This is a genomic window from Pseudomonas machongensis (assembly GCF_034961125.1).
Lineage (GTDB): Bacteria > Pseudomonadota > Gammaproteobacteria > Pseudomonadales > Pseudomonadaceae > Aquipseudomonas > Aquipseudomonas machongensis.
Map to the genome: position 1 here is coordinate 146072 of NZ_JAYFUI010000187.1, position 23385 is coordinate 169456.

Consider the following 23385-nt stretch of genomic DNA (forward strand, 5'->3'; position numbering starts at 1 on the left):
GATGGCTGTAATGGATAACATCGCGCTGGTTCAGCGATTCATCAGGTTGCCGCTGTCACAGCGCAGGGCCTTCCTGGAAAAGCTGGCCGGCAAGGGCCTGACCCTGGGGCAGTTGCCGATTCCGGCGGCCCGTGAAGGCCTCGATGTTATCCCGCTGTCCTACGCCCAGCAGCGCCAGTGGTTCCTCTGGCAACTGGAGCCGCACAGCAGTGCCTACCACATCCCCAGTGCCCTGCGCCTGAAGGGCACGCTGGATGTGCCGGCCCTGGCCCGCAGCTTCCAGTGGCTGCTCGGGCGGCACGAGTCGTTGCGCACGCGCTTCGTCGAGACGGCCGAGGGCGTGCGCCAGGTGATCGAGGCGCCGGCATCGGCCTTCGAGCTGCCGCTGCAGCACCTGCCCGCTGATGCCGGCGCCGATACCGAGCAGGCCGTGCGCGACTTCGTCGAGGCCCGTACCCAGGCGCTGTTCGACCTGCAGCAGGGCCCGCTGCTGCGGGTCGACCTGCTGCGCCTGGCCGATGACGACCATGTGCTGGTGATGACCCAGCACCATATCGTCTCCGACGGCTGGTCGATGCAGGTGCTGGTCGAGGAACTGGTGCACGCCTATGCGGCCTTCAGCGGCGGTGGCGAACCTACGTTGGCGGCGGCATCGATCCAGTACGCCGACTACGCGATCTGGCAGCAGGCCTGGATGGAGGCGGGGGAGAGCGAACGCCAGCTGGGCTATTGGGCTGCGCGTCTGGGCGGCGAGCAACCGGTGCTGGAGTTGCCGCTCGATCACCCGCGCCCGCAGCAGCCCAGCCATCGCGGCGAACGCCTGGCGGTAACGCTGCCGGGCGAGTTGCAGCGAGGTCTGCGCAGCCTGGCCCAGTCGCAGGGGATGACGCCGTTCATGCTCCTGCTGGCCAGCTTCCAGGTGCTGTTGCACCGCTACAGCGGCCAGCGCGAGATCCGCGTCGGCGTGCCGGTGGCCAACCGTCAGCACCCCGATACCAAGGCGCTGATCGGCTTCTTCATCAACACCCAGGTGCTGGATGTCAGCATCGACCCGCAGAATACCTTCCGTGAACTGCTGCATCAGGTGCGTACGGCAGTGCTCGGCGCCCAGGCCCACCAGGCGCTGCCGTTCGAGCAACTGGTCGAGGCCCTGGCGCCGGAGCGCAATGCTGGGGTCAATCCGCTGTTCCAGGTCATGCACAACCACCTCGGTGGCGATGGCGCCTCGGCGCTGAACCTGCCGGGCTTGCACATCGAGGGGCTGGACGTGCGCACGGTCACCGCGCAGTTCGACCTGACCCTGGACACCGCCGAGGCTGGCGAGCAGCTGTCGGCAGCCTTCACCTACGCCACCGACCTGTTCGAGCGGGCCACCGTCGAGCGCATGGCGCGGCACTGGCTGCAACTGCTCGGGCAGATGGTCGCAGCGCCGGATACGCCCCTGGTGCAGGTGCCGTTGCTCACTGCGCAGGAGCGCGCGGACATCATCGCCGAGTGGAATCCGCGGCCGGCTGAGTATCCGGTGCAGCGTTGCATTCACCAGCGCATCGAGGAGCAGGCGCGCCTGCGTCCCGAGGCCATCGCGGTCACGCTGGATGATCGCCAGCTCAGCTACGGCCAGCTCGAAGCCCAGGCCAACCACCTAGCCCATCGCCTGCTGGCGCAGGGTGTCGGCCCTGAGGTACGGGTCGGCCTGGTGGCCGAGCGCAGCCTGGAGATGATCGTGGCCATTCTCGCCACGCTCAAGGCCGGTGCAGCCTATGTGCCCATGGACCCCAGCGCGCCGGCCCAGCGCCTGGCCTACATGATGGCCGACAGCGGCATCGCCCTGCTGCTGGTGCAGCCGCACCTGGCGGCACGTGTGCAGGGTGCGCAGGACGTGCGCCAGCTGATGCTGGAGCCGCTGTCGCCGCAGCCGCTTGCCGACCCCGGCGCGCCGCAGCTGGCCTGCGACCCGCGCCAGCTTGCCTATGTCATCTACACCTCCGGTTCCACCGGCCAGCCCAAGGGCGTGCTGCTGCCCCACGACAACGTCATGCGCCTGTTCGCCGCCACCGAGCGCTGGTTCCACTTCGGTGCCGACGATGTCTGGACCCTGTTCCACTCCTATGCCTTCGACTTCTCGGTGTGGGAGATCTTCGGCGCCCTGATGCATGGTGGGCGACTGGTGATCGTGCCGCACGAGACCAGCCGCAGCACCGAGGATTTCCATGCGCTGCTGCACCGCGAAGGCGTCACGGTACTGAACCAGACCCCTTCGGCGTTCAAGCAACTGATGCAGGTGGCCTGCACCCGTGACGCCGCCGAGCTCGGCGCCCTGCGCCAGGTGATCTTTGGCGGCGAGGCCCTGGAAGTGCAGGCGCTGCGCCCGTGGTACGGGCATTTCGCTGCGCAGGGGCCGCGCCTGGTGAACATGTACGGCATCACCGAAACCACCGTGCATGTCACCTACCGTCCGCTGAGCCCGCGTGATCTCGAAGGGGCAGCCAGCAGCCCGATCGGCGAGCCGATCGACGACCTGTCCTGGTACCTGCTCGACGGCCAGCTGGAGCCGGTCGCGCCGGGATGCATCGGCGAACTGTATGTCGGCGGAGCCGGGCTTGCGCGCGGCTATCATCGCCGCAGCGACCTCAGCGCCCAGCGCTTCGTGCCCGACCTGTTCGGCAATGGCGGGCGCCTGTACCGCACCGGTGACCTGGCGCGCTATCGCAACGACGGGGTGATCGAGTACGTCGGACGTATCGACCAGCAGGTGAAGATCCGTGGTTTCCGCATCGAGCTGGGCGAGATCGAGGCCCGCTTGCTGCAACTGCCGGGTGTGCGCGAGGCGGTGGTGCTCGTTCGCGACGGCAGTGCCGGTACGCAGTTGGTGGCCTATGTGGTGGCGCAGCAGGGCAGCGGCGAGGCGTCGGCGCTTGTCGAGCGCCTGCGCAGCGGCCTCAAGGCCGACCTGCCGGAATACATGCTGCCAGCGCATATCCTGTGCCTGGACAGCCTGCCGCTGACCCTCAACGGCAAGCTCGACCGCGCGGCGCTGCCGGCCCCGACCCTGCGCCAGGAGGATTACCAGGCGCCGCGCACGGCGCTGGAGCAGCAAGTCGCGCAAATCTGGCAGCAGGTGCTGGAGGTCGAGCGGGTCGGTCTGCAGGACGATTTCTTTGCCCTGGGCGGGCATTCGCTGCTGGCCACCCAGGTGGTGTCGCGCCTGCGTCACGGCCTAGGCCTGCAAGTGGCGCTGCGCACTCTGTTCGAACAGACCACCCTGCAGGCGTTCGTCGCAAGCCTCACGCCAACTGCAGACGCCGCACAGCCTGCGCTGCTGCCAGTACCGCGTGGCGAGCTGGCGCCGCTGTCCTACGCCCAGGAACGCCAGTGGTTCCTCTGGCAACTCGACCCGAGCAGCAGCGCCTACAACATCCCCAGCGCCTTGCGCCTGCGCGGCGCGCTGAATGTGCCGGCGTTGCAGCGCAGCTTCGACAGCCTGCTGGCGCGTCACGAGTCGCTGCGTACCACGTTCGTCCAGACGCCCGAGGGTGCTCAGCAGCGCATCCACGCCGCCGCACCGCTGGCGCTACCGATCGAAACGGTCGCCGAGGCCGAATTGGCCGCACGGGTGCAGGCCGAGGTGGCGCAGGTGTTCGATCTGGAGCAGGGGCCGCTGTTGCGTGTGCGCCTGCTGCGTGTGGCGCAGGACGACCATGTGCTGGTCGTCACCCAGCATCACAGCGTCTCCGATGGTTGGTCGATGCAGGTGCTGGTCGAGGAACTGGTGCAATGCTACGCCGCCTTCAGCCAGGGCGAAGCGCCGACGCTGCCGGTATTGCCGCTGCAGTACGCCGACTATGCGATCTGGCAGCGGCAGTGGATGGAGGCCGGCGAGCGCGAGCGTCAGCTCGGCTACTGGACCGAACGCCTTGCCGGCGAGCAGTTCCTGCAACTGCCTACCGATCATCCACGCCCGGCCGAACAGTCGTTCCGTGGCGCGCAGCTTGCGCTGGCGCTGCCGGACAACCTGGCCCTGGGCCTGCAACAACGGGCGCGTGAACTGCGGGTGACGCCGTTCATGCTGCTGCTGGCCACCTTCCAGGTGCTGCTGCACCGCTACAGCGGCCAGGGTGATATCCGCGTCGGCGTGCCGGTGGCCAACCGCAACCGCCTGGAGACCGAGCGTCTGATCGGCTTCTTCGTCAACACCCAGGTCCTGCGCGCCGAGGTCGAGCCGGGCATGGCCTTCACCCGCCTGCTCGAGCAGGTACGCCACAGCGCCCTGGAAGCCCAGGTCCATCAGGACCTGCCGTTCGAGCAACTGGTCGAGGCCCTGCACCCTGAGCGCAGCCTGAGCCACAGCCCGCTGTTCCAGGTGATGTTCAACCACCAGGGCGAGCGCGCCGCCGAGGCGTCCATGGCGCAGGTGCCGGGCCTGCAGGTCGAGGCGCTGGCGTGGGACAGCCACACCGCGCAGTTCGACCTGACCCTCAATACCTTCGAATCGGGTACGGCGTGGTCGGCGATCTGGACCTACGCCACCGACCTGTTCCTGCCAGAGACCATCGAGCGCTTGTCGCAGCACTGGCTGAACCTGTTGCAGGCGATCGTCGCAGCGCCGGAGCAGCGCGTCGGCGAGCTGGTGATGCTCGAGGGCCGCGAGCGCGAGCGCATCGAACGCCAGTGGAATGCCAACGGCCTGGACTTCGACCGCAGCCAGTGCATCCATCGCCTGATCGAAGCCCAGGTATGCCGCACGCCACAGGCGTTGGCGGCGATCTGGGGTGATGAGCAGCTGGACTATGCCACCCTCAACGCCCACGCCAACCGCCTGGCCCGCCACTTGGTGAGCCTGGGTGTCGGCCCCGAAGTGCGGGTCGGCGTGGCCTTGCCGCGCAGCATGTCGATGCTGGTGGCGCTGTTGGCGGTGCTCAAGGCCGGTGGCGCCTACGTGCCGCTGGACCCGGACTACCCAGCCGAACGCGTCAGCTACATGCTCGACGACAGCGCCGCCCGCGTGCTGATCAGCGAACGCGCGGTGCTCGATGCACTGGCGGTGGACGGCGCGTTCGCGAGCGTGCTGCTCGATGAGCTGACGTTGGACACTGATGACAGTGACCTGCCAGCCCGCGCCGTGGCCGACAACCTGGCCTATGTGATCTACACCTCCGGTTCCACTGGCCGCCCGAAAGGCGTGGCCATTGCTCATCGCAACGTCGCCGCGCTGGTGGCCTGGTCACAGCAGGTGTACAGCCAGGCGGACATCCAGGGCGTGCTGGCCAGCACCTCGATCTGCTTCGACCTGTCGGTGTGGGAGCTGTTCGTGACCCTGGCCGGTGGCGGTTTCATCGTGGGGGCGCGCAATGCCCTGGAGTTGCCGGAGCTGGCTGCGCGGGATCGGGTGCGCCTGATCAACAGCGTGCCGTCGGCGGCCAGCGCCTTGCTGCGCGCCGGGCAGATACCGGCGAGCGTGCGCATCGTCAACCTGGCGGGTGAGCCGCTGAAGCAGTCGGTGGTGGAGGCGCTCTACGCGCTGGAGCATATCCAGCACGTCTACGACCTCTACGGCCCTTCGGAAGACACCACCTATTCGACCTGGACCCGCCGCGAAGCGGGTGGGCAGGCCAACATCGGGCGCCCGCTGCACAACACCGCCAGCTACCTGCTGGACGGGGAACTGCAATCGGTGCCGGTCGGGGCGACGGCGGAACTGTACCTGGCAGGCGAGGGCATCACCCGCGGCTACCTGCTGCGTCCGGGGCTGACTGCCGAGAAGTACCTGCCGGATCCGTTCGCGGCGGATGGTTCGCGGCTGTACCGCACCGGCGACCTGGCGCGCTACCGCGAAGACGGCGTGCTGGAGTACGCCGGGCGTGTGGACCATCAGGTGAAGGTACGTGGCCTGCGTATCGAGTTGGGTGAGATCGAAGCGCGTTTGCAGGCTCATGCCGACGTGCGTGAAGTGGCAGTGATCGCGCATCAGGGTGAGCTGAGCACCCAGCTGGTGGGTTATGTCGTCGCCTCCGCGCTGCACGACAATGCCGAGCCGCTCAAGGCCTGGCTCAAGCAGACCCTGCCCGACTACATGGTGCCCACCCACTGGTTGTTCCTCGAACGTCTGCCGCTGACCCCCAACGGCAAGCTCGACCGCAAGGCGCTGCCCGCGCCGCAGGCAACTGCCCCGGCGCGTCAGGTGGCACCGCGTAGCGTGCTGGAAAAAAGTCTGGTGGCGATCTGGGAGGAAGTCCTCAAAGTTTCGCCGATTGGCGTGACCGACAACTTCTTCGAGCTGGGCGGCGATTCGATCATCTCGATCCAGGTGGTCAGCCGTGCGCGTCAGGCGGGCATCCGCTTCACGCCCAAGGCGCTGTTCCAGCACCAGACCGTCCAAGGGCTGGCGACCGTGGCCCAGGAAGGCGAGGGCGCGCAACTGATCGAGCAGGGTCCGCTAAGTGGCGAGATGCCGCTGCTGCCGATCCAGCAGGCGTTCTTCGACACCGACATCCCCGAGCGTCACCACTGGAACCAGTCGGTGCTGCTCAAGCCGGCCCAGCCGCTGCACGCGGGTTACCTGGAGCAGGCGCTGCAGGCGCTGGTCGTGCACCACGATGCGCTGCGCCTGAGCTTCACCGAAAGCGAGGCCGGCTGGCAGGCGCATTACCGTCCGCTTGGCGAGCAGCCGACCGAACTGCTGTGGCAGCGCTCCCTGAGTACCGCCGACGAACTGGAAGCCCTGGCCGAATCGGCCCAGCGCAGCTTGTCGCTGGGCGATGGCCCGCTGCTGCGCGCCGTGCTGGCCGATCTGCCGGACGGCAGCCAGCGCCTGCTGCTGGTGATCCACCACCTGGCGGTGGACGGCGTGTCGTGGCGCATCCTGTTCGAAGACCTGCAACTGGCCTTCGAGCAACTGAGCAGCGGCAAACCCCTGGCCTTGCCGGGCAAGACCAGCTCGCAGCGTGACTGGGCCGGCGAACTGCAACGCGCCGCGCAAAGCCCGCGCCTGCAGCAGTCGCTGGACTTCTGGCGCGCAACCCTCGAAGGCGCCCACGACAGCCTGCCGTGCCAGCGCCTGGACGCCGCCAATCGCAACTGCGACGGCGTGACGGTGCACAGCACGCTGGATGCCGAGCAGACCCGGCAACTGCTGCAGCAGGCGCCCGCCGCCTACCGCACCCGTATCAACGACCTGTTGCTGACGGCCCTGGCCCGTGTGATCTGCCGCTGGACTGGCCACGACCACGCCCTGGTGCAACTGGAAGGCCATGGCCGCGAAGACCTGTTCGAGCACCTCGACCTGACCCGCAGCGTCGGCTGGTTCACCAGTGTGTTCCCGGTGCGCCTGACCCCGGCGGCAGGCCTGGGCGACTCGCTCAAGCAGATCAAGGAGCAACTGCGCGCGATCCCCGATAACGGCCTGGGCTTCGGTGTGCTGCGCCACCTGGGCGACGCCTCGGTGCGCGACGCCCTGCGTGCGCTGCCGACCCCGCGCATCACCTTCAACTACCTCGGCCAGCTCGATGCCAGCTTCACCGACGAGTCGCCTGCCTGGTTGCCTGCCGGGGAGAACCGTGGCGCCGAGCATTCACCCGAGGCGCCGCTGGACAACTGGCTCAACCTCAACGGCCAGGTGTTCGACGGGCGCTTGCAGATCAGCTGGACCTTCAGCCGCGAGCGCTTCGATGTCGCCACGCTGCAGCGTCTGGCAGAGGACTACCAGCGTGAGCTGGTGGCGGTGGTCGGCCATTGCTGCACGGCCGGTGTCGCCGGCGTGACGCCGTCGGATTTCCCCCTGGCCGGGCTCGATCAGGCCCAGCTCGATGCCCTGCCAGTGGCGGCGCAGACGATCCAGGACCTCTACCCACTGTCGCCGATGCAGCAAGGCATGCTGTTCCACAGCCTCTACGAGCAGGCCAGCGGCGACTACATCAACCAGATGCGTGTCGACATCGATGGCCTCGACCCGCAGCGCTTCCATGCGGCGTGGCAGGCCACGGTGCAGGCCCACGACATCCTGCGCACCGCCTTCGTCTGGGAAGGCGATCTGGCCCAGCCGCTGCAGGTGGTTCGCCAGCAGGTCGAGGTGCCATTCAGCGTCCATGACCTGCGTGACCTGGACGCGCCAGCCCCGGCCCTGCAGGCCCTGGCCGATGCCCAGCGCCAGCAGGGCTTCGAACTGGCCAGTGCGCCGCTGTTGCGTCTGCTGCTGGTGGACCTTGGCCAAGGCCGTCACCACTTCATCTACACCTATCACCACATCCTGATGGATGGCTGGAGCCACGCGCAGGTGCTGTCCGAAGTGCTGCAGCACTACAACGGCCAGGCACAGGAGGCGCCGCGCGGACGCTACCGCGACTACATCGACTGGCTGGCTCGCCAGGATCAGCAGGGCAACCAGGACTTCTGGCGCGCGCAACTGGCCGAGCTGGACGAGCCGACCCTGTTGGCCCAAGTGTTCCGTGGCGCCACGCCTGCCAGCGATGAGCAGGCCCACGCCCAGCACGACCAGGTGTTCGATGCCCAGCGCAGCGCGCGCCTGGCGGCCTTTGCCCGCGAGCAGAAAGTCACCCTCAATACCGTGCTGCAAGCAGCCTGGGCGTTGCTGTTGCAACGGCATCAGGGGCAGCAGACCGTGTGCTTCGGTGCCACGGTGGCGGGGCGCCCGTCGGAGCTGGCGGGCGTCGAGCAGCAGGTCGGCCTGTTCATCAACACCTTGCCGGTCGCGCTGACCCTGCACGCCCAGCACAGCGTCGCCAGCCTGCTGCAGGGCCTGCAGGCGCAGAACCTGAGTCTGCGCGAGCATGAATACACGCCGCTGTTCGACATCCAGCGCTGGGCCGGGCAGGGCGGTGAAGCCCTGTTCGACAGCCTGCTGGTGTTCGAGAACTACCCGGTGTCGGACGTGCTGCAGGCGCGTGCGCCGGATGGCCTGCGCTTCGGCGCCATCGACAACCTCGAACAGACCAACTACCCCTTGACCCTGCTGGTCAACGCCGGTGCGCAACTGAGCCTGCAATACAGCTTCGACCCGCAGTGCTTCACCCCGGCGCAGATCGCCGGGCTGGCGGCGCAACTGGCGCAGATCCTCGACGCCCTGGTCGAAGATGCCGAACGCCCACTAGGCGAGGTCGACAGCCTGCCAGCGGCCCTGCGCCGCCAGGTGCTGCACGACTGGAGCGGCCAGGTCGGCGACGATTTGAGCTGGCTACCGGTGCACCGCCAGTTCGAGGCCGTGGCTCAGGCCCAGCCCGAGGCCATCGCCGCAGTCCATGGCGCTGAATCGATCAGCTATGCCGAGCTCAACCTGCGCGCCAATCGCCTGGCCCACGCCCTGATCGCCCGGGGCGTGGGGCCAGACCGCCTGGTGGGGCTGTGCCTGGACCGCGGCCTGGAAATGCTGGTCGCACTGCTGGCCGTGCTCAAGGCCGGTGGCGCCTACGTGCCACTGGACCCGGACTTCCCTGAAGAGCGCCTGGACTACATGATCCAGGACAGCGGCATCGGCCTGCTGCTGACCCAGCCCCACCTGGCCGAACGGCGCACCCTGCCTCAGGGCGTACAACAGATGCTGCTGGCAGCGGAGTCGGATGCGCTGGACGCGCGGGCGGCACATGACCCGCAGGTGGCGGTGGCTGACGACCACCTGGCCTATGTGATCTACACCTCCGGCTCCACCGGGCGGCCCAAGGGCGTGATGGTTGCGCACCGGGGGCTTGGCAACTTCCTCGACAGCATGGCGGCTGCGCCAGGGTTGCAGGCGCAAGACCGGGTGCTGTCGCTGACCACCTTCTCGTTCGATATCTTCGGCCTGGAAATCTTCCTGCCGCTGGTGCGCGGCGCACGTGTGGTGCTGGTGGATCGTCAGGCTGCACGCGATCCCGAGCAACTGCTGGAGGTGGTGCGCGAGCAGGCCGTGAACGTGGTACAGGCCACGCCGTCGACCTGGCGCATGCTGCTCGACAACCCGCAGGCCGAGCTGCTGCGTGGTTGCCGCATGCTCTGCGGCGGCGAGGCGCTGGCACCGGAACTGAGCCTGCGCATGCTCGCCCTGGGGGGCGAAGTGTGGAACCTGTATGGTCCCACCGAGACCACCATCTGGTCGGCACGGCGACGCCTGGATGCCACACAGCCGGCACCGCTGCTGGGCGAGGCCATCGGCAATACCACCTTGTTCGTCGTCGGCCCCGACCTGCAACCGGTGGCGCCGGGCGTGGCCGGTGAGCTGCTGATCGGCGGCGAAGGCCTGGCCCGCGGCTACCACGGCCGCGCGGCACTGAGTGCCGAGCGCTTCGTGCCACATCCGTTCGCCGACGATGGCTCCCGGCTGTACCGCACGGGCGACCTGGTGCGCCACCTGGCCGATGGCACCCTGGAGTACCTCGCACGCCTGGATCATCAGGTGAAGATCCGCGGCTTCCGCATCGAGCTGGGCGAGATCCAGGCCCTGATGCAGGACCATCCGCAGGTCCGCGAGGCCGTGGTGATTGCCCGCGACGGCGCGGGCGGCGCACAGCTGGTGGGCTACGTGGTGCCGCTGGAGGCCGCCGAGGCGGGCAGCGACGGTCTGCGCGAGGCGCTGCGCCAGTGCCTGACCGAGCGGCTGCCGGTCTACATGGTGCCGGCGCATATCCAGGTGCTTGAACGCATGCCGTTGACCCCCAACGGCAAGCTCGACCGCAAGGCCTTGCCGGCCGTCGACGCCAGCGCTTCACGCCAGGTCTACCAGGCGCCACGTACCGACCTGGAACGCCAGGTCGCCGAGGTCTGGCAGCAGGTGCTGCAACTGGAGCAGGTTGGGGTGCACGACCACTTCTTCGAGTTGGGCGGGCATTCGTTGCTGGCCGTCAGCGTGGTCTCGCGCCTGCAATTGGCGCTGGGCCTGAAGCTGTCGCCGCAGCTGGTGTTCCAGGCGCCGGTGCTGGAGCAGTTCGCCGAGGCGCTGGGCCAGGCAGGTGGGCAGGTGGTGGATGAATCGAAATTGAGCAAGCTCGAATGGCTGCTTGACGAAATGGAGGAAGTTTGATGGAAACCCAAGCAGCCCTGAGAATTGCGCAGCGCTTCATTACCCTGCCGCTGGAAAAGCGCCGCCTGTACCTGGAGAAGATGCTGGCGGAGGGGGTGTCCCCGGCCAACCTGCCGATCCCGCAGGTGCAGTCGGCCTTCGAAACGCTGCCGGTGTCCTATGCCCAGGAGCGTCAATGGTTCCTCTGGCAGATGGACCCTGGCAGCACCGCCTATAACCTGGCGACCGTGCTGCGTCTGCGCGGCCACTTGGACATCGACGCCCTGCAGCGCAGCCTCGACTGGCTGGAGCAGCGCCATGAAAGCCTGCGCACCCGCTTTGCCGAGCAGGACGGGCGCCTGAGCCAGCGTATCCTGCCGCCCGCGGGGCTACCCCTGGCGCACGAGCAACTGGTTTCCGGCACCCCGGGCGATGCGGCGCTGGATGCCTGCATCAAGGCCCGGGTCGAAGCCCTGACCCAGCAGGTGTTCGACCTGTTCGACGGCGCGCTGGTGCGTGCCAGCCTGCTGAAGGTGGGTGAGCACGACCATGTGCTGGCCATCGTCCAGCACCACATCATCGCCGACGGCGCCTCGATCCAGATCATGATCGGCGAACTGGTGCGGGCCTTCGGTGCATTCAGCCAGGGGCAGGTCCCAGTGGCAGCGGCGCTGCCGATCCAGTACGCCGACTATGCGATCTGGCAGCGGCACTGGATGGAAGCCGGCGAGCGCGAGCGCCAGTTGCACTACTGGCGTGAGCAACTGGGTGGCGAGCAGCCGCTGCTGGCGCTGCCGGGCGACCGTCCGCGACCGGCGGTGCAGAGCCTGCGTGGCGAGCGCCTGGAGGTGAGCCTCGATGCCGACCTCAGCCGTCAACTGCGCAGCCTGGCCCAGGGGCAGGGCGCGACCCTGTTCATGCTGTTGCTGGCAAGCTTCCAACTGTTCCTGCACCGCTACAGCGGTCAGCACGACATCCGTGTCGGGGTGCCGGTGGCCAACCGCAACCGCCCGGAAACCGAGGGGTTGCTCGGCTTCTTCGTCAACACCCAGGTGCTGCGCGCCGAGATCGACGGGCAGCAGCCGTTCCGCGCCTTCCTCGAGCAGGTCAAGCACACCGCGTTGCGCGCCCAGGAGCATCAGGACCTGCCGTTCGAGCAACTGGTCGAAGCCCTGCAACCGCAACGCAGCCTCAGCCATGCGCCGCTGTTCCAGGTCATGTTCAACCACCAGCGCAGTGCCCCGGCGCGCGGCCAGGCCCAGGCTGCACCGGGCAGTGACCTGCGCGTCGAAGGGGTGGCCTGGGACAACCCCACCGCGCAGTTCGACCTGACCCTGGAAACCCATGAGTCCGACGACGCGCTGATCGCCGCCTTCACCTATGCCACCGACCTGTTCGAGCGCGGCACCGTGCAGCGCCTGGTCGCTCACTGGCAAACGCTGCTCGCGGCCATCGTCGCCGAGCCTGACCAGCGTTGCGCCGAGCTGGCGCTGACGAGCGCCGCCGAAACCGAGCAGGTGCGCTTGCGTGCCCAGGGGCCGCAGGTGGTGCATGCCGATGCCCGCCCGGTGCACCTGCAAGTGCAGGCCCAGGCCGAGCGCACGCCGCAGGCCGTCGCCGTGGTCTGCGCCGGGCAGCAGTACAGTTATGCCGAGCTCGACGCGCGGGCCAACCGCCTGGCACGTGAGCTGATCGCCCGTGGCGTCGGCCCCGAGGTGCGAGTGGGCATCGCTGCCGAACGCAGCCTGGAGCTGGTGGTGGCGCTGCTGGCCGTGCTCAAGGCCGGTGCGGCCTATGTGCCGTTCGACCCGGCCTATCCTGCCGAGCGCCTGGCCTACATGTTCGACGACAGCGGCATCGGCCTGCTGCTCGCCCAGCCAGCCCTGCTGGCGCAACTGCCACTGCCGCAGGGCCTGGACGTGCTGGCGCTCGCGCCTGCGAGCGCGGTGCAGGATGGCGATTTCATCGCCCCGCAGGTTGCGGTGGATGGCGAGCACCTGGCCTACCTGATCTACACCTCCGGCTCCACCGGCCAGCCCAAGGGGGTGGCAGTGCGGCATGCCGGCCTTGGCAACCACATGGCGTGGATGCGCGAGTGCTTGCCGCTGACGGCCGAGGACCGCGTGCTGCAGAAGACCGCGATCAGCTTCGATGCGTCGGTGTGGGAGTTCTGGTTGCCGCTGATCTGCGGCGCGCGGCTGGTGCTGGCGGCGCCGGGGCAGGATGAGTCGCTGGCGCAACTGTGGGAGCAAGTTCAGGCGCACGGCATCACCGTGCTGCAATCGGCGCCGTCGCTGTTGCAGGCGATGCTGCCGCAGGCGCGCCCTGAGCAATTGGCCAGCCTGCGCACCGTGCTGTGTGGCGGCGAGGCCCTGAGTGCGCAGTTGTGTGCACAGCTGCGCGAGCGCTGGCAAGGGCGCCTGGTCAACCTTTATGGCCCGACCGAGGCGACCATCGACAGCACCGCGTGCGAAGTCCCGGCCGTGCTGGCAGGGGCGGTAGTGCCGCTGGGCACGCCGATCGACAATGCCAGCGCCTACGTGCTGGGCGAGGCGTTGCAGGTGTGTCCGGCGGGCGCTGCCGGCGAGCTGTGCATCGGTGGCGAAGGCCTGGCGCGCGGTTACCACCAGCGCCCGGCCCTGACCGCCGAACGCTTCGTACCCGATCCGTTTTCCAGCCGACCCGGCGCGCGCCTGTACCGCAGTGGCGACCTGGTGCGCCAGGCTGACGACGGGGTGATCGACTACCTCGGGCGCATCGACCATCAGGTGAAGATCCGCGGCCTGCGCATCGAGCTGGGCGAGATCGAGGCGCGCCTGGTCGCGCTGCCGGGTGTCCGACAGGCGCTGGTGCTGGCGCGTGAGCAGCAGTTGCTGGCCTACGTGGTGCCCGAACCGGGCCAGGACGAGCCATTGGCGGTGGCCCTGCGCGAGGCGCTGCAAGGGCAGCTGCCTGCCTACATGGTGCCCAACCATCTGTTGCTGCTGGACGCGTTCCCGTTGACCAGCAATGGCAAGCTCGACCGCAAGGCGTTGCCGCTGCCTGAAGCCAACGCGGGCAGCGAGCAGGTCGCACCGGCCAACGACCTAGAACTGCGCCTGCACGCGCTGTGGCAGGACGTGCTCAAGTGCCAGGCGCTGGGCGTGACCGACAACTTCTTCGAACTGGGCGGCGACTCGATCGTCTCCATCCAGCTGGTCAGCCGTGCGCGCCAGGCGGGTATTCGCTTCACCCCCAAACACCTGTTCCAGCACCAGACCATCCGCGCCCTGGCCCAGGTCGCCGAGCTGGGCGGGCAGGGGCTGGTCATCGACCAGGGCCCGGTGCACGGCAGCCTGCCGCTGCTGCCGGCCCAGCAGGCGTTTTTCGCCGCGTTGCCTGAAGAACCTGCGCGCTGGAACCAGTCGGTCTGGCTCAAGCCCGCCCGCGCCTTGTCGGCCGAGACGCTGACCGCAGCCCTGAGCCAACTGGTGAACCACCACGATGCCCTGCGCCTGTCGTTCGGCTCCCAGGGCGCCTACTTCCGAACCCCAGAGGCGATGCAGGCGCTCTACCAGCAGTCGGCCTTGCTGTGGCAGGCCGAGGTCGAGGACGACGCTGCGCTGGAGGCCTTGGCCGACCGCGCCCAGGGCAGCCTGGCGCTGGAAGACGGTTCGCTGCTGCGCGCGGTGCTGGCGCAGCTCGCCGACGGCAGCCAACGCCTGCTGCTGGTCATCCACCACCTGGTGGTCGATGGTATTTCCTGGCGCATCCTGTTCGATGACCTGCAACAGGCGCTGACGCAACTGGACGCTGGCCAGCCGTGCGTGCTGCCGGCCAAGACCAGCTCGCTCAAGGCCTGGGCCGAGCGCCTGGCGGCTGGGGCCGAGGGCGATATGCGCGGGCAGATGGCCTTTTGGCAGACGGCACTGGCCGGCGCACCGCGCGACTTGCCGGTGAACGACCCGCAGGGCTCGCTGGCCAACGCCCTGGCCCACACCGTGCACACCCGGCTGGATACCGAGACCACCCGGCGCCTGCTGCAAGAAGCACCGGCGGCCTATCGCACCCAGGTCAACGACCTGTTGCTGACCGCCCTGGCACGGGTCGTGGCGCCCTGGTGCGGGAGCGACAGTGCCTTGGTCCAGCTTGAGGGCCATGGCCGCGAGGAGCTGTTCGACGACATCGACCTGACCCGTACCGTCGGCTGGTTCACCAGCCTGTTCCCGGTGCGCCTGGACCACTGCGCCGACCTGGGCAGCGCGATCAAGCGCGTCAAGGAGCAACTGCGCGCAGTGCCCGACAAGGGCCTGGGCTTCGGCGTGCTGCGTTACCTTGGCAGCGCCGATGACCGTGCGGCACTGCAGGCGCTGCCGCAGCCGCGTATCACCTTCAACTACCTCGGCCAGTTCGACGCCAGCTTCGACCCGCAACAGGCATTGCTGCGCCCCAGTGGCGAGGCCCGTGGCCGCGAGCAGGGCGATGCTGCGCAACTGGGCAACTGGCTGACCCTCAATGGCCAGGTGTACGACGGCCAGTTGAGCCTGAGCTGGACCTTCAGCCCGCAGATGCTCGAAGTCGCCACCGCGCAAGGCCTGGCCGATGCCTACCGCGATGTACTGAGCGCCCTGGTCGAGCACTGCACCGAGGCCGGCCACGCCGGGCTGACCCCGTCCGACGTGCCGCTGGCCGAGCTGGACCAGGCCGGCCTGGATGCGCTGCAGCTGGACGCCAGCACCGTCGAGGATATCTACCCGCTGTCGCCGATGCAGCACGGCATGTTGTTCCACTCGCTCTACGACCAGGCGGGCGGTGACTACATCAACCAGATGCGCGCCGATGTGCAGGGCTTGGATGTGGCGCGCTTCCGGGCCGCCTGGCAGGCCACCATCGAGGCCCACGCGATCCTGCGCACCGGCTTGCGCTGGCAGGGCGAGCTGACCCGGCCGCTGCAGGTGGTGCAGCGCCAGGTGCAGGTGCCGTTCACCGAAGTGCGCTGGGATGGCCAGGTGCCGGACAGTGCACGGCTCGATGCCTTGGCACGCGAAGCCCGTGAGCAGGGTTTCGACCTGGAACAGGCGCCCTTGCTGCGCCTGTTGCTGGTGGGCAACGGTGCCAACAGCCATCACCTGATCTTCACCAGCCATCACATCCTGATGGACGGCTGGAGCACCGCGCAATTGCTGGGCGAGGTGCTGCAGCGCTATGCCGGCCAGGCCATCGCGGCGCCGTCCGGGCATTACCGCGACTACATCGGCTGGCTGCAGCGTCAGCCGGCGCAGGCCCGCGAGGCGTTCTGGCGCCAGCAACTGGACGGCCTGCAGGCCCCGACCTGGCTGTCGCGTGCCTTGCCGGCGCCGCAGGCTGGCGGGCAGGGAGGTTATGCCGATCATCATGCCGGCCTCGATGCCCAGGCCATGGCGCGCCTCGGTGTGCTGGCGCGCCAGCACAAGGTGACCGTCAACACACTGGTACAGGCCGCCTGGCTGTTGCTGTTGCAGCGCTATACCGGGCAGCGCAGCGTGTGCTTCGGCGCCACCGTGGCGGGTCGCCCGGCCGAGCTCAAGGGCATCGAGCAGCAGATCGGCCTGTTCATCAATACCCTGCCGGTAATCGCCGCGCCCGATCCACAGGGGTCGCTGGCGCAGTGGTTGCAGACGGTCCAGAGCGTCAACCTGGCCCTGCGCGAGCACGAGCACACACCGCTGTTCGAAATCCAGCGGTGGGCCGAGCAGGGCAGCCAGGGCCTGTTCGACACCTTGCTGGTGTTCGAGAACTACCCCATCGCCGAGGCCCTGGAGCAGGGCGGCGACCAGAGCCTGCGCTTCAGCGCGGTGCGTGCCCACGAGCAAAGCAACTACCCGCTGACCCTGGCGGTGGCCGCCGGGCGGGAGCTGACGCTGCATTTCAACTACGACCGCACGCAATTGCGCGACAGCGCCGTCGAGGGCGTGGCGCGTCACTTGCTGCACTTGCTGGAGCAGTTCTGTGCCGACGCCCAGGCGCCGCTGCACCGGCTGACCCTGCTGGAGGGCCGTGAACGTACCCGCATCGAACGCCAGTGGAACGCCAATGGCCTGGACTTCGACCGCAGCCAGTGCATCCATCACCTGATCGAAGCCCAGGTACGTCGCACGCCGCAGGCGTTGGCCGTGATCTGGGGCGACGAACAGCTGGACTACGCCACCCTCAACGCCCGCGCCAACCGCCTGGCCCGCCACCTGGTGAGCCTGGGTGTCGCCCCCGAAATGCGGGTCGGCGTGGCCTTGCCGCGCGGCATGTCGATGCTGGTGGCGCTGCTGGCGGTGCTCAAGGCCGGTGGTGCTTATGTGCCGCTGGACCCGGACTATCCGGCCGAACGCGTCAGCTACATGCTCGACGACAGCGCCGCCCGCGTACTGATCAGTGAACGCGCGGTGCTCGATGCACTGGCGGTCGATGGCGCGTTCGCGAGCGTGCTGCTCGATGAGCTGAACCTGGACGGCGACGACAGTGACCTGCCAGCCCGCGCCGTGGCCGACAACCTGGCCTATGTGATCTACACCTCCGGTTCCACTGGCCGCCCGAAAGGCGTGGCGATTGCTCATCGCAACGTCGCCGCGTTGGTGGCTTGGTCGCAGCAGGTGTACAGCCAGGCGGATATCCAAGGCGTGCTGGCCAGCACCTCGATCTGCTTCGACCTGTCGGTGTGGGAGCTGTTCGTGACCCTGGCCGGTGGGGGTTTCATCGTGGGGGCGCGCAATGCCCTGGAGCTGCCGGAGCTGGCAGCGCGGGATCGGGTGCGTCTGATCAACAGCGTGCCGTCGGCAGCCAGTGCGCTGCTGCGCGCCGGACAGATACCGGCGGGCGTGCGCATCGTCAACCTGGCGGGAGAGCCGCTGAAGCAGTCGGTGGTGGAGGCGCTCTACGCGCTGGAGCACATCCAGCACGTCTACGACCTCTACGGCCCTTCGGAAGACACCACCTATTCGACCTGGACCCGCCGCGAAGCGGGCGGGCAGGCCAACATCGGCCGCCCGCTGCACAACACCGCCAGCTACCTGCTGGACGGGGAACTGCAATCGGTGCCGGTCGGGGCGACGGCGGAACTGTACCTGGCAGGCGAGGGCATCACCCGTGGCTACCTGCTGCGTCCGGGGCTGACCGCCGAGAAATACCTGCCGGACCCGTTCGCGGCGGACGGTTCGCGGCTGTACCGCACCGGCGACCTGGCGCGCTATCGCGAAGACGGCGTGCTGGAGTACGCCGGGCGTGTGGACCATCAAGTGAAGGTGCGCGGCCTGCGGATCGAGCTGGGTGAAATCGAAGCGCGCCTGCAGGCTCATGCCGACGTGCGTGAAGTGGCAGTGATCGCGCATCAGGGCGAGCTGAGCACCCAGCTGGTGGGTTATGTCGTCGCCTCCGCGCTGCACGACAATGCCGAGCCGCTCAAGGCCTGGCTCAAGCAGACCCTGCCCGACTACATGGTGCCCACCCACTGGTTGTTCCTCGAACGTCTGCCACTGACCCCCAACGGCAAGCTCGACCGCAAGGCGCTGCCCGCGCCGCAGGCCACTGCCCCGACGCGCCAGGTGGCACCGCGCAGCGTGCTGGAAAAACGCCTGGTGGCGATCTGGGAGGAAGTCTTGAAGGTTTCGCCGATTGGCGTGACCGACAACTTCTTCGAGCTGGGCGGTGATTCGATCATCTCGATCCAGGTGGTCAGCCGGGCGCGTCAGGTGGGCATCCGCTTCACGCCCAAGGCGCTGTTCCAGCACCAGACCGTCCAAGGGCTGGCGACCGTTGCCCAGGAAGGCGAGGGTGCGCAACTGATCGAGCAGGGCCCTTTGACTGGCGAGATGCCGCTGCTGCCGATCCAGCAGGCGTTCTTCGACACCGACATCCCCGAGCGTCACCACTGGAACCAGTCGGTGTTGCTCAAGCCGGCCCAGCCGCTGCATGCGGGTTACCTGGAGCAAGCGTTGCAGGCACTGGTTGCACACCACGATGCGCTGCGCCTGAGCTTCACCGAAAGCGAGGCTGGCTGGCAGGCGCATTACCGCCCGCTCGGCGAGCAGCCGACTGAGCTGCTGTGGCAACGCACCCTGAACACTGTCGATGAACTGGAAGCCTTGGCCGAATCGGCCCAGCGCAGCCTGTCGCTGGGCGATGGCCCGCTGCTGCGCGCTGTGCTGGCCGATCTGCCGGACGGCAGCCAGCGCCTGTTGCTGGTGATCCATCACCTGGCGGTGGATGGCGTGTCGTGGCGCATCCTGTTCGAAGACCTGCAACTGGCCTTCGAGCAACTGAGCAGCGGCAAGCCTCTGGCCTTGCCAGGCAAGACCAGCTCGCAGCGCGACTGGGTCGAGCAACTGCGCCAGCACGCCAGCACGAATGCGCTGGAACAACTGGAGTACTGGCAGGCCCAGGGCCGTGAGCTGAGCGCCGAACTGCCCTGGGACCGAGCCGAGGGTGGCCAGCGCAATCGCGACGGCAGCACGCTCTATTCGCGACTGGACAAGCAGCAGACCCGCCGCTTGCTGCAGGATGCCCCGGCCGCCTATCGCACCCAGGTCAATGACCTGCTGCTGACCGCCCTGGCCCAGGTCGTCTGTGCCTGGACCGGCCAGGCCCATGCGCTGGTGCAACTGGAAGGCCATGGCCGCGAAGATTTGTTCGAGCACCTCGACCTGACCCGCAGCGTCGGCTGGTTCACCAGTGTATTCCCACTGCGCCTGACTCCGGCGGCAGGCCTGGGCGACTCGCTCAAGCAGATCAAGGAGCAACTGCGCGCGGTCCCTGACAAAGGCCTGGGCTTTGGCGTGCTGTCGCAGCTTGCCGCGCCGCAGGTGCGCGAGCGATTGGCCGGCCTGCCGACCCCGTCGATCACCTTCAACTACCTGGGCCAGTTCGATGCCAGTTTCGCCAGCGGCGAAGCAGCGTTCTGGCTGCCCTGCGACGAGGCCCGTGGCGCCGAGCAACACCCCGACGCGCCCTTGGCCAACGCGCTGAGCATCAACGGCCAGGTGTTCGATGGCGAGTTGAGCCTGGGCTGGACCTTCAGCGACGCACGTTTCGACAGCCACACCATCCAGGCCCTGGCCGATGCCTATACCCAGGCGTTGCTGGCCTTGATCGAGCACTGCTGCCAACCGCAGGCGGGCGGCCTGACCCCTTCGGACGTGCCACTGGCCCGCTTGTCCCAGGCCCAGCTGGATGCCTTGCCACTGGCGGCGGCCAGTGTCCAGGACCTCTACCCGCTGTCGCCGATGCAACAGGGCATGCTGTTCCACAGCCTTTACGAGCAGGCCAGCGGCGACTACGTCAACCAGATGCGTGTGGACATCGACGGGCTGGAGCCGATGCGTTTCCGCGATGCCTGGCAGGCTACGCTGCTCAACCATGACATTCTGCGTACCGGTTTCCTCTGGCAAGGTGGGCTGAGCCAGCCGCTGCAGGTGGTGGCACGCCAGGTCGAAGTGCCGTTCGCGCTGCACGACTGGCAGGGCCGCGCCGACCAGGCTGGCGCACTGGATGCACTGGCATTGGCCGAGCGCGCCCAGGGCTTCGACCTGGAGCAGGCGCCGCTGCTGCGTGTGCAACTGATCGCCACGGCGCCGGGCCGTCATCACCTGCTGCTGACCCACCATCACATCCTGATGGATGGCTGGAGCCATTCGCAGCTGCTCGGCGAAGTCCTGGCGCGCTACGCCGGTGAGGCGGTGGCCGCGCCGATCGGGCGCTACCGCGACTACATCGCCTGGTTGCAGGTGCAGGACGCCGAGGCGTGCGAGGCGTTCTGGCGCCAGCAACTGGCCGAGCTCGACGAGCCGACCCACCTGGCCCGTGCCATCCGCCAGGAGCCCCGAGCGGCCGGCGCTGCCCATGGCGACTACCGCATCGCCGTGGACGAGGCCGTCACTGCGCGCCTGGCGAACTTTGCCCGTGAGCAGAAAGTCACCCTCAACACCCTGGTACAGGCGGCCTGGCTGTTGCTGCTGCAGCGCTACACCGGCCAGGCGAGCGTGTGCTTCGGCGCGACGGTGGCCGGGCGTCCGGCGGAGTTGCCGGGCATGGAGCAGCAGATGGGGCTGTTCATCAACACCTTGCCAGTGGTCGCCACGCCGACCCCGCAACAGACCGTGGCCGACTGGCTGCAGGCCGTGCAGGCGCGCAACCTGGCGCTGCGCGAGTTCGAGCATGCGCCGTTGTACGAGATCCAGCGCCTGGCCGGGCAGGGCGGTGGCGCCCTGTTCGACACGCTGCTGGTGTTCGAGAACTTCCCGGTCTCCGAAGTGCTGGAGCAGGCTGCGCCCGAGGCGCTGCGCTTCGATGCGGTGAGCAACCATGAGCAGACCAGCTACCCGCTGACCCTGGCGGTCAACCAGGGGGCGAGCCTGCTGCTGCACTACAGCTACGATGGCGACAGCTTCGAGGCCGCAACCATCGAGCGCCTGGCCGCGCACCTGGGCCTGCTGCTGGAAGGCCTGGCCGTTTCGGCCACACGGGCCTTGGGCGAGGTGGCGATGCTCGACGCACGGGAGCGTGCCCTGCCGCTGGAGGTGTGGAACGCCACCGCAGTCGAGTACCCGCTGGAACACAGCGTCCAGGCGCTGATCCAGCGTCAGGTCGAGGCCACGCCGGACGCCACGGCGCTGGTGTTCGGCGAGCGTCAGCTCAGCTACCGCCAGCTCGATGCCCTGGCCAACCAGTGGGCGCACCGCCTGCAGGCGGCGGGCGTGGGCCCGGATGTGCTGGTGGGCGTGGCGGCCGAGCGCAGCGTGGAAATGGTCGTGGCGCTGCTGGCCGTGATCAAGGCTGGTGGCGCCTACGTGCCGCTGGACCCGGAATACCCGCGCGAGCGCCTGGCCTACATGATCGAGGACAGCGGCATCGAACTGCTGCTGACCCAGTCGCACCTGCGCGATCAGTTGCCGCTGCCGCAGGGCCTGGAGTGCCTGCTGCTCGACCAGCCGCTGAGCGGTTATGCCGAGCAGGCGCCGGTGATCGAGGTCACTGGCGAGAACCTGGCCTACGTGATCTACACCTCCGGTTCCACCGGCAAGCCCAAGGGCGCGGGCAACCGCCACCGGGCGCTGACCAACCGCTTGTGCTGGATGCAAGAGGCCTATGGCCTGACTGCCGGGGACCGGGTGTTGCAGAAGACCCCGTTCAGCTTCGACGTGTCGGTGTGGGAGTTCTTCTGGCCGCTGATGACCGGTGCTTGCCTGGTGGTCGCCGCGCCGGGGCTGCATCGCGATCCGGCGCAACTGATCGAGCTGATTCGCCGCGAGCGCATCACCACGCTGCACTTCGTGCCGTCGATGCTGCAGGCCTTCGTTGCCGACCCTGCGGTGGCGGGCTGCGCCAGCCTGACCCGGATCGTCTGCAGCGGTGAGGCGCTGCCGGTGGATGCCCAGCGCCAGGTGTTCGACAAGCTGCCGAATGCCGGGCTGTACAACCTGTATGGCCCGACCGAGGCGGCCATCGACGTGACCCATTGGACCTGCCGCGAAGAAGGCCGCGACAGCGTGCCGATCGGCGAGCCCATCGCCAACCTGCAGACCTACGTGCTGGATGCCGGCCTCGGTCCGGTGGCGGTGGGCGTGGTGGGCGAGTTGTACCTGGGCGGCACTGGCCTGGCGCGTGGTTATCACCGCCGCCCGGGGCTGACTGCCGAACGCTTCGTCGCCAGCCCCTTCGGTGACGGCGAGCGGCTGTACCGCACCGGCGACCTGGCGCGCTACCGCGCCGACGGGGTGATCGAGTACATGGGGCGTATCGACCATCAGGTGAAGATTCGCGGGCTGCGCATCGAGCTGGGCGAGATCGAAGCACGGCTGATGGAGCAGGACGAAGTGCGCGAAGCCGTGGTGCTGGCGGTGCCGGGTGCCGGTGGCCTGCAACTGGCGGGCTATCTGGTGCCAAGCACGCCAGTGGCGGACGACGCGGCGGCCGAGGCCTTGCGCACTACTCTGCGCGAGCGTCTGGGCGCGGTGCTGCCGGACTACATGGTGCCGGTACACCTGTTATTGCTCGAGCAACTGCCGCTGAGCCCCAACGGCAAGCTGGAACGTCGTGCGTTGCCGTCTCCGGAGCTGGCCCAGGCCCGCTACGTGGCACCGCGCAGCGAGCGCGAACAACAACTGGCGCAGATCTGGAAGGACGTGCTGCAAGTACCGCAGGTGGGTCTGGACGATGACTTCTTCGCCCTCGGTGGACATTCGCTGCTGGCGACCCAGGTGATCGTGCGGATTCGCGAGCACCTGGGCATCGAGGTCCCGCTCAAGACCCTGTTCAACGCGCGGCACCTGGGCGAGTTCAGTGCTTCGGTGCAAGCACTGGATGTGGGCAACGATCCTTTGATGGATGAACTGGCTAAATCCTTGGAGGCCCTGGAACGTTTAACAGGAGATGAGCTTGAGAAGCTAATTTCTGAGTGA

Annotated in this window: 2 protein-coding genes; both read left to right on the plus strand. The window is 68.2% G+C overall.

Annotated features, from left to right (window positions below; genetic code table 11):
- Position 1: 1 nt before the first annotated feature.
- On the plus strand, positions 2-11005 hold the full coding sequence (locus tag VA602_RS19660) for a non-ribosomal peptide synthetase (protein ID WP_323454047.1): 11004 nt from the start codon (positions 2-4) through the stop codon (positions 11003-11005).
- Positions 11005-23385 carry a non-ribosomal peptide synthase/polyketide synthase gene (locus VA602_RS19665; RefSeq protein WP_323454048.1) on the plus strand — a complete coding sequence of 4127 codons (12381 nt, stop codon included), beginning with the start codon at positions 11005-11007 and terminating at the stop codon, positions 23383-23385. The genes VA602_RS19660 and VA602_RS19665 overlap by 1 nt, the downstream gene beginning before the upstream one ends.

Excerpts from the sequence above, each read along its gene's own strand:
- VA602_RS19660 (WP_323454047.1), top strand. The coding sequence starts at position 2 with ATGGCTGTAATGGATAACATCGCGCTGGTTCAGCGATTCATCAGGTTG.
- VA602_RS19665 (WP_323454048.1), top strand. The coding sequence starts at position 11,005 with ATGGAAACCCAAGCAGCCCTGAGAATTGCGCAGCGCTTCATTACCCTG.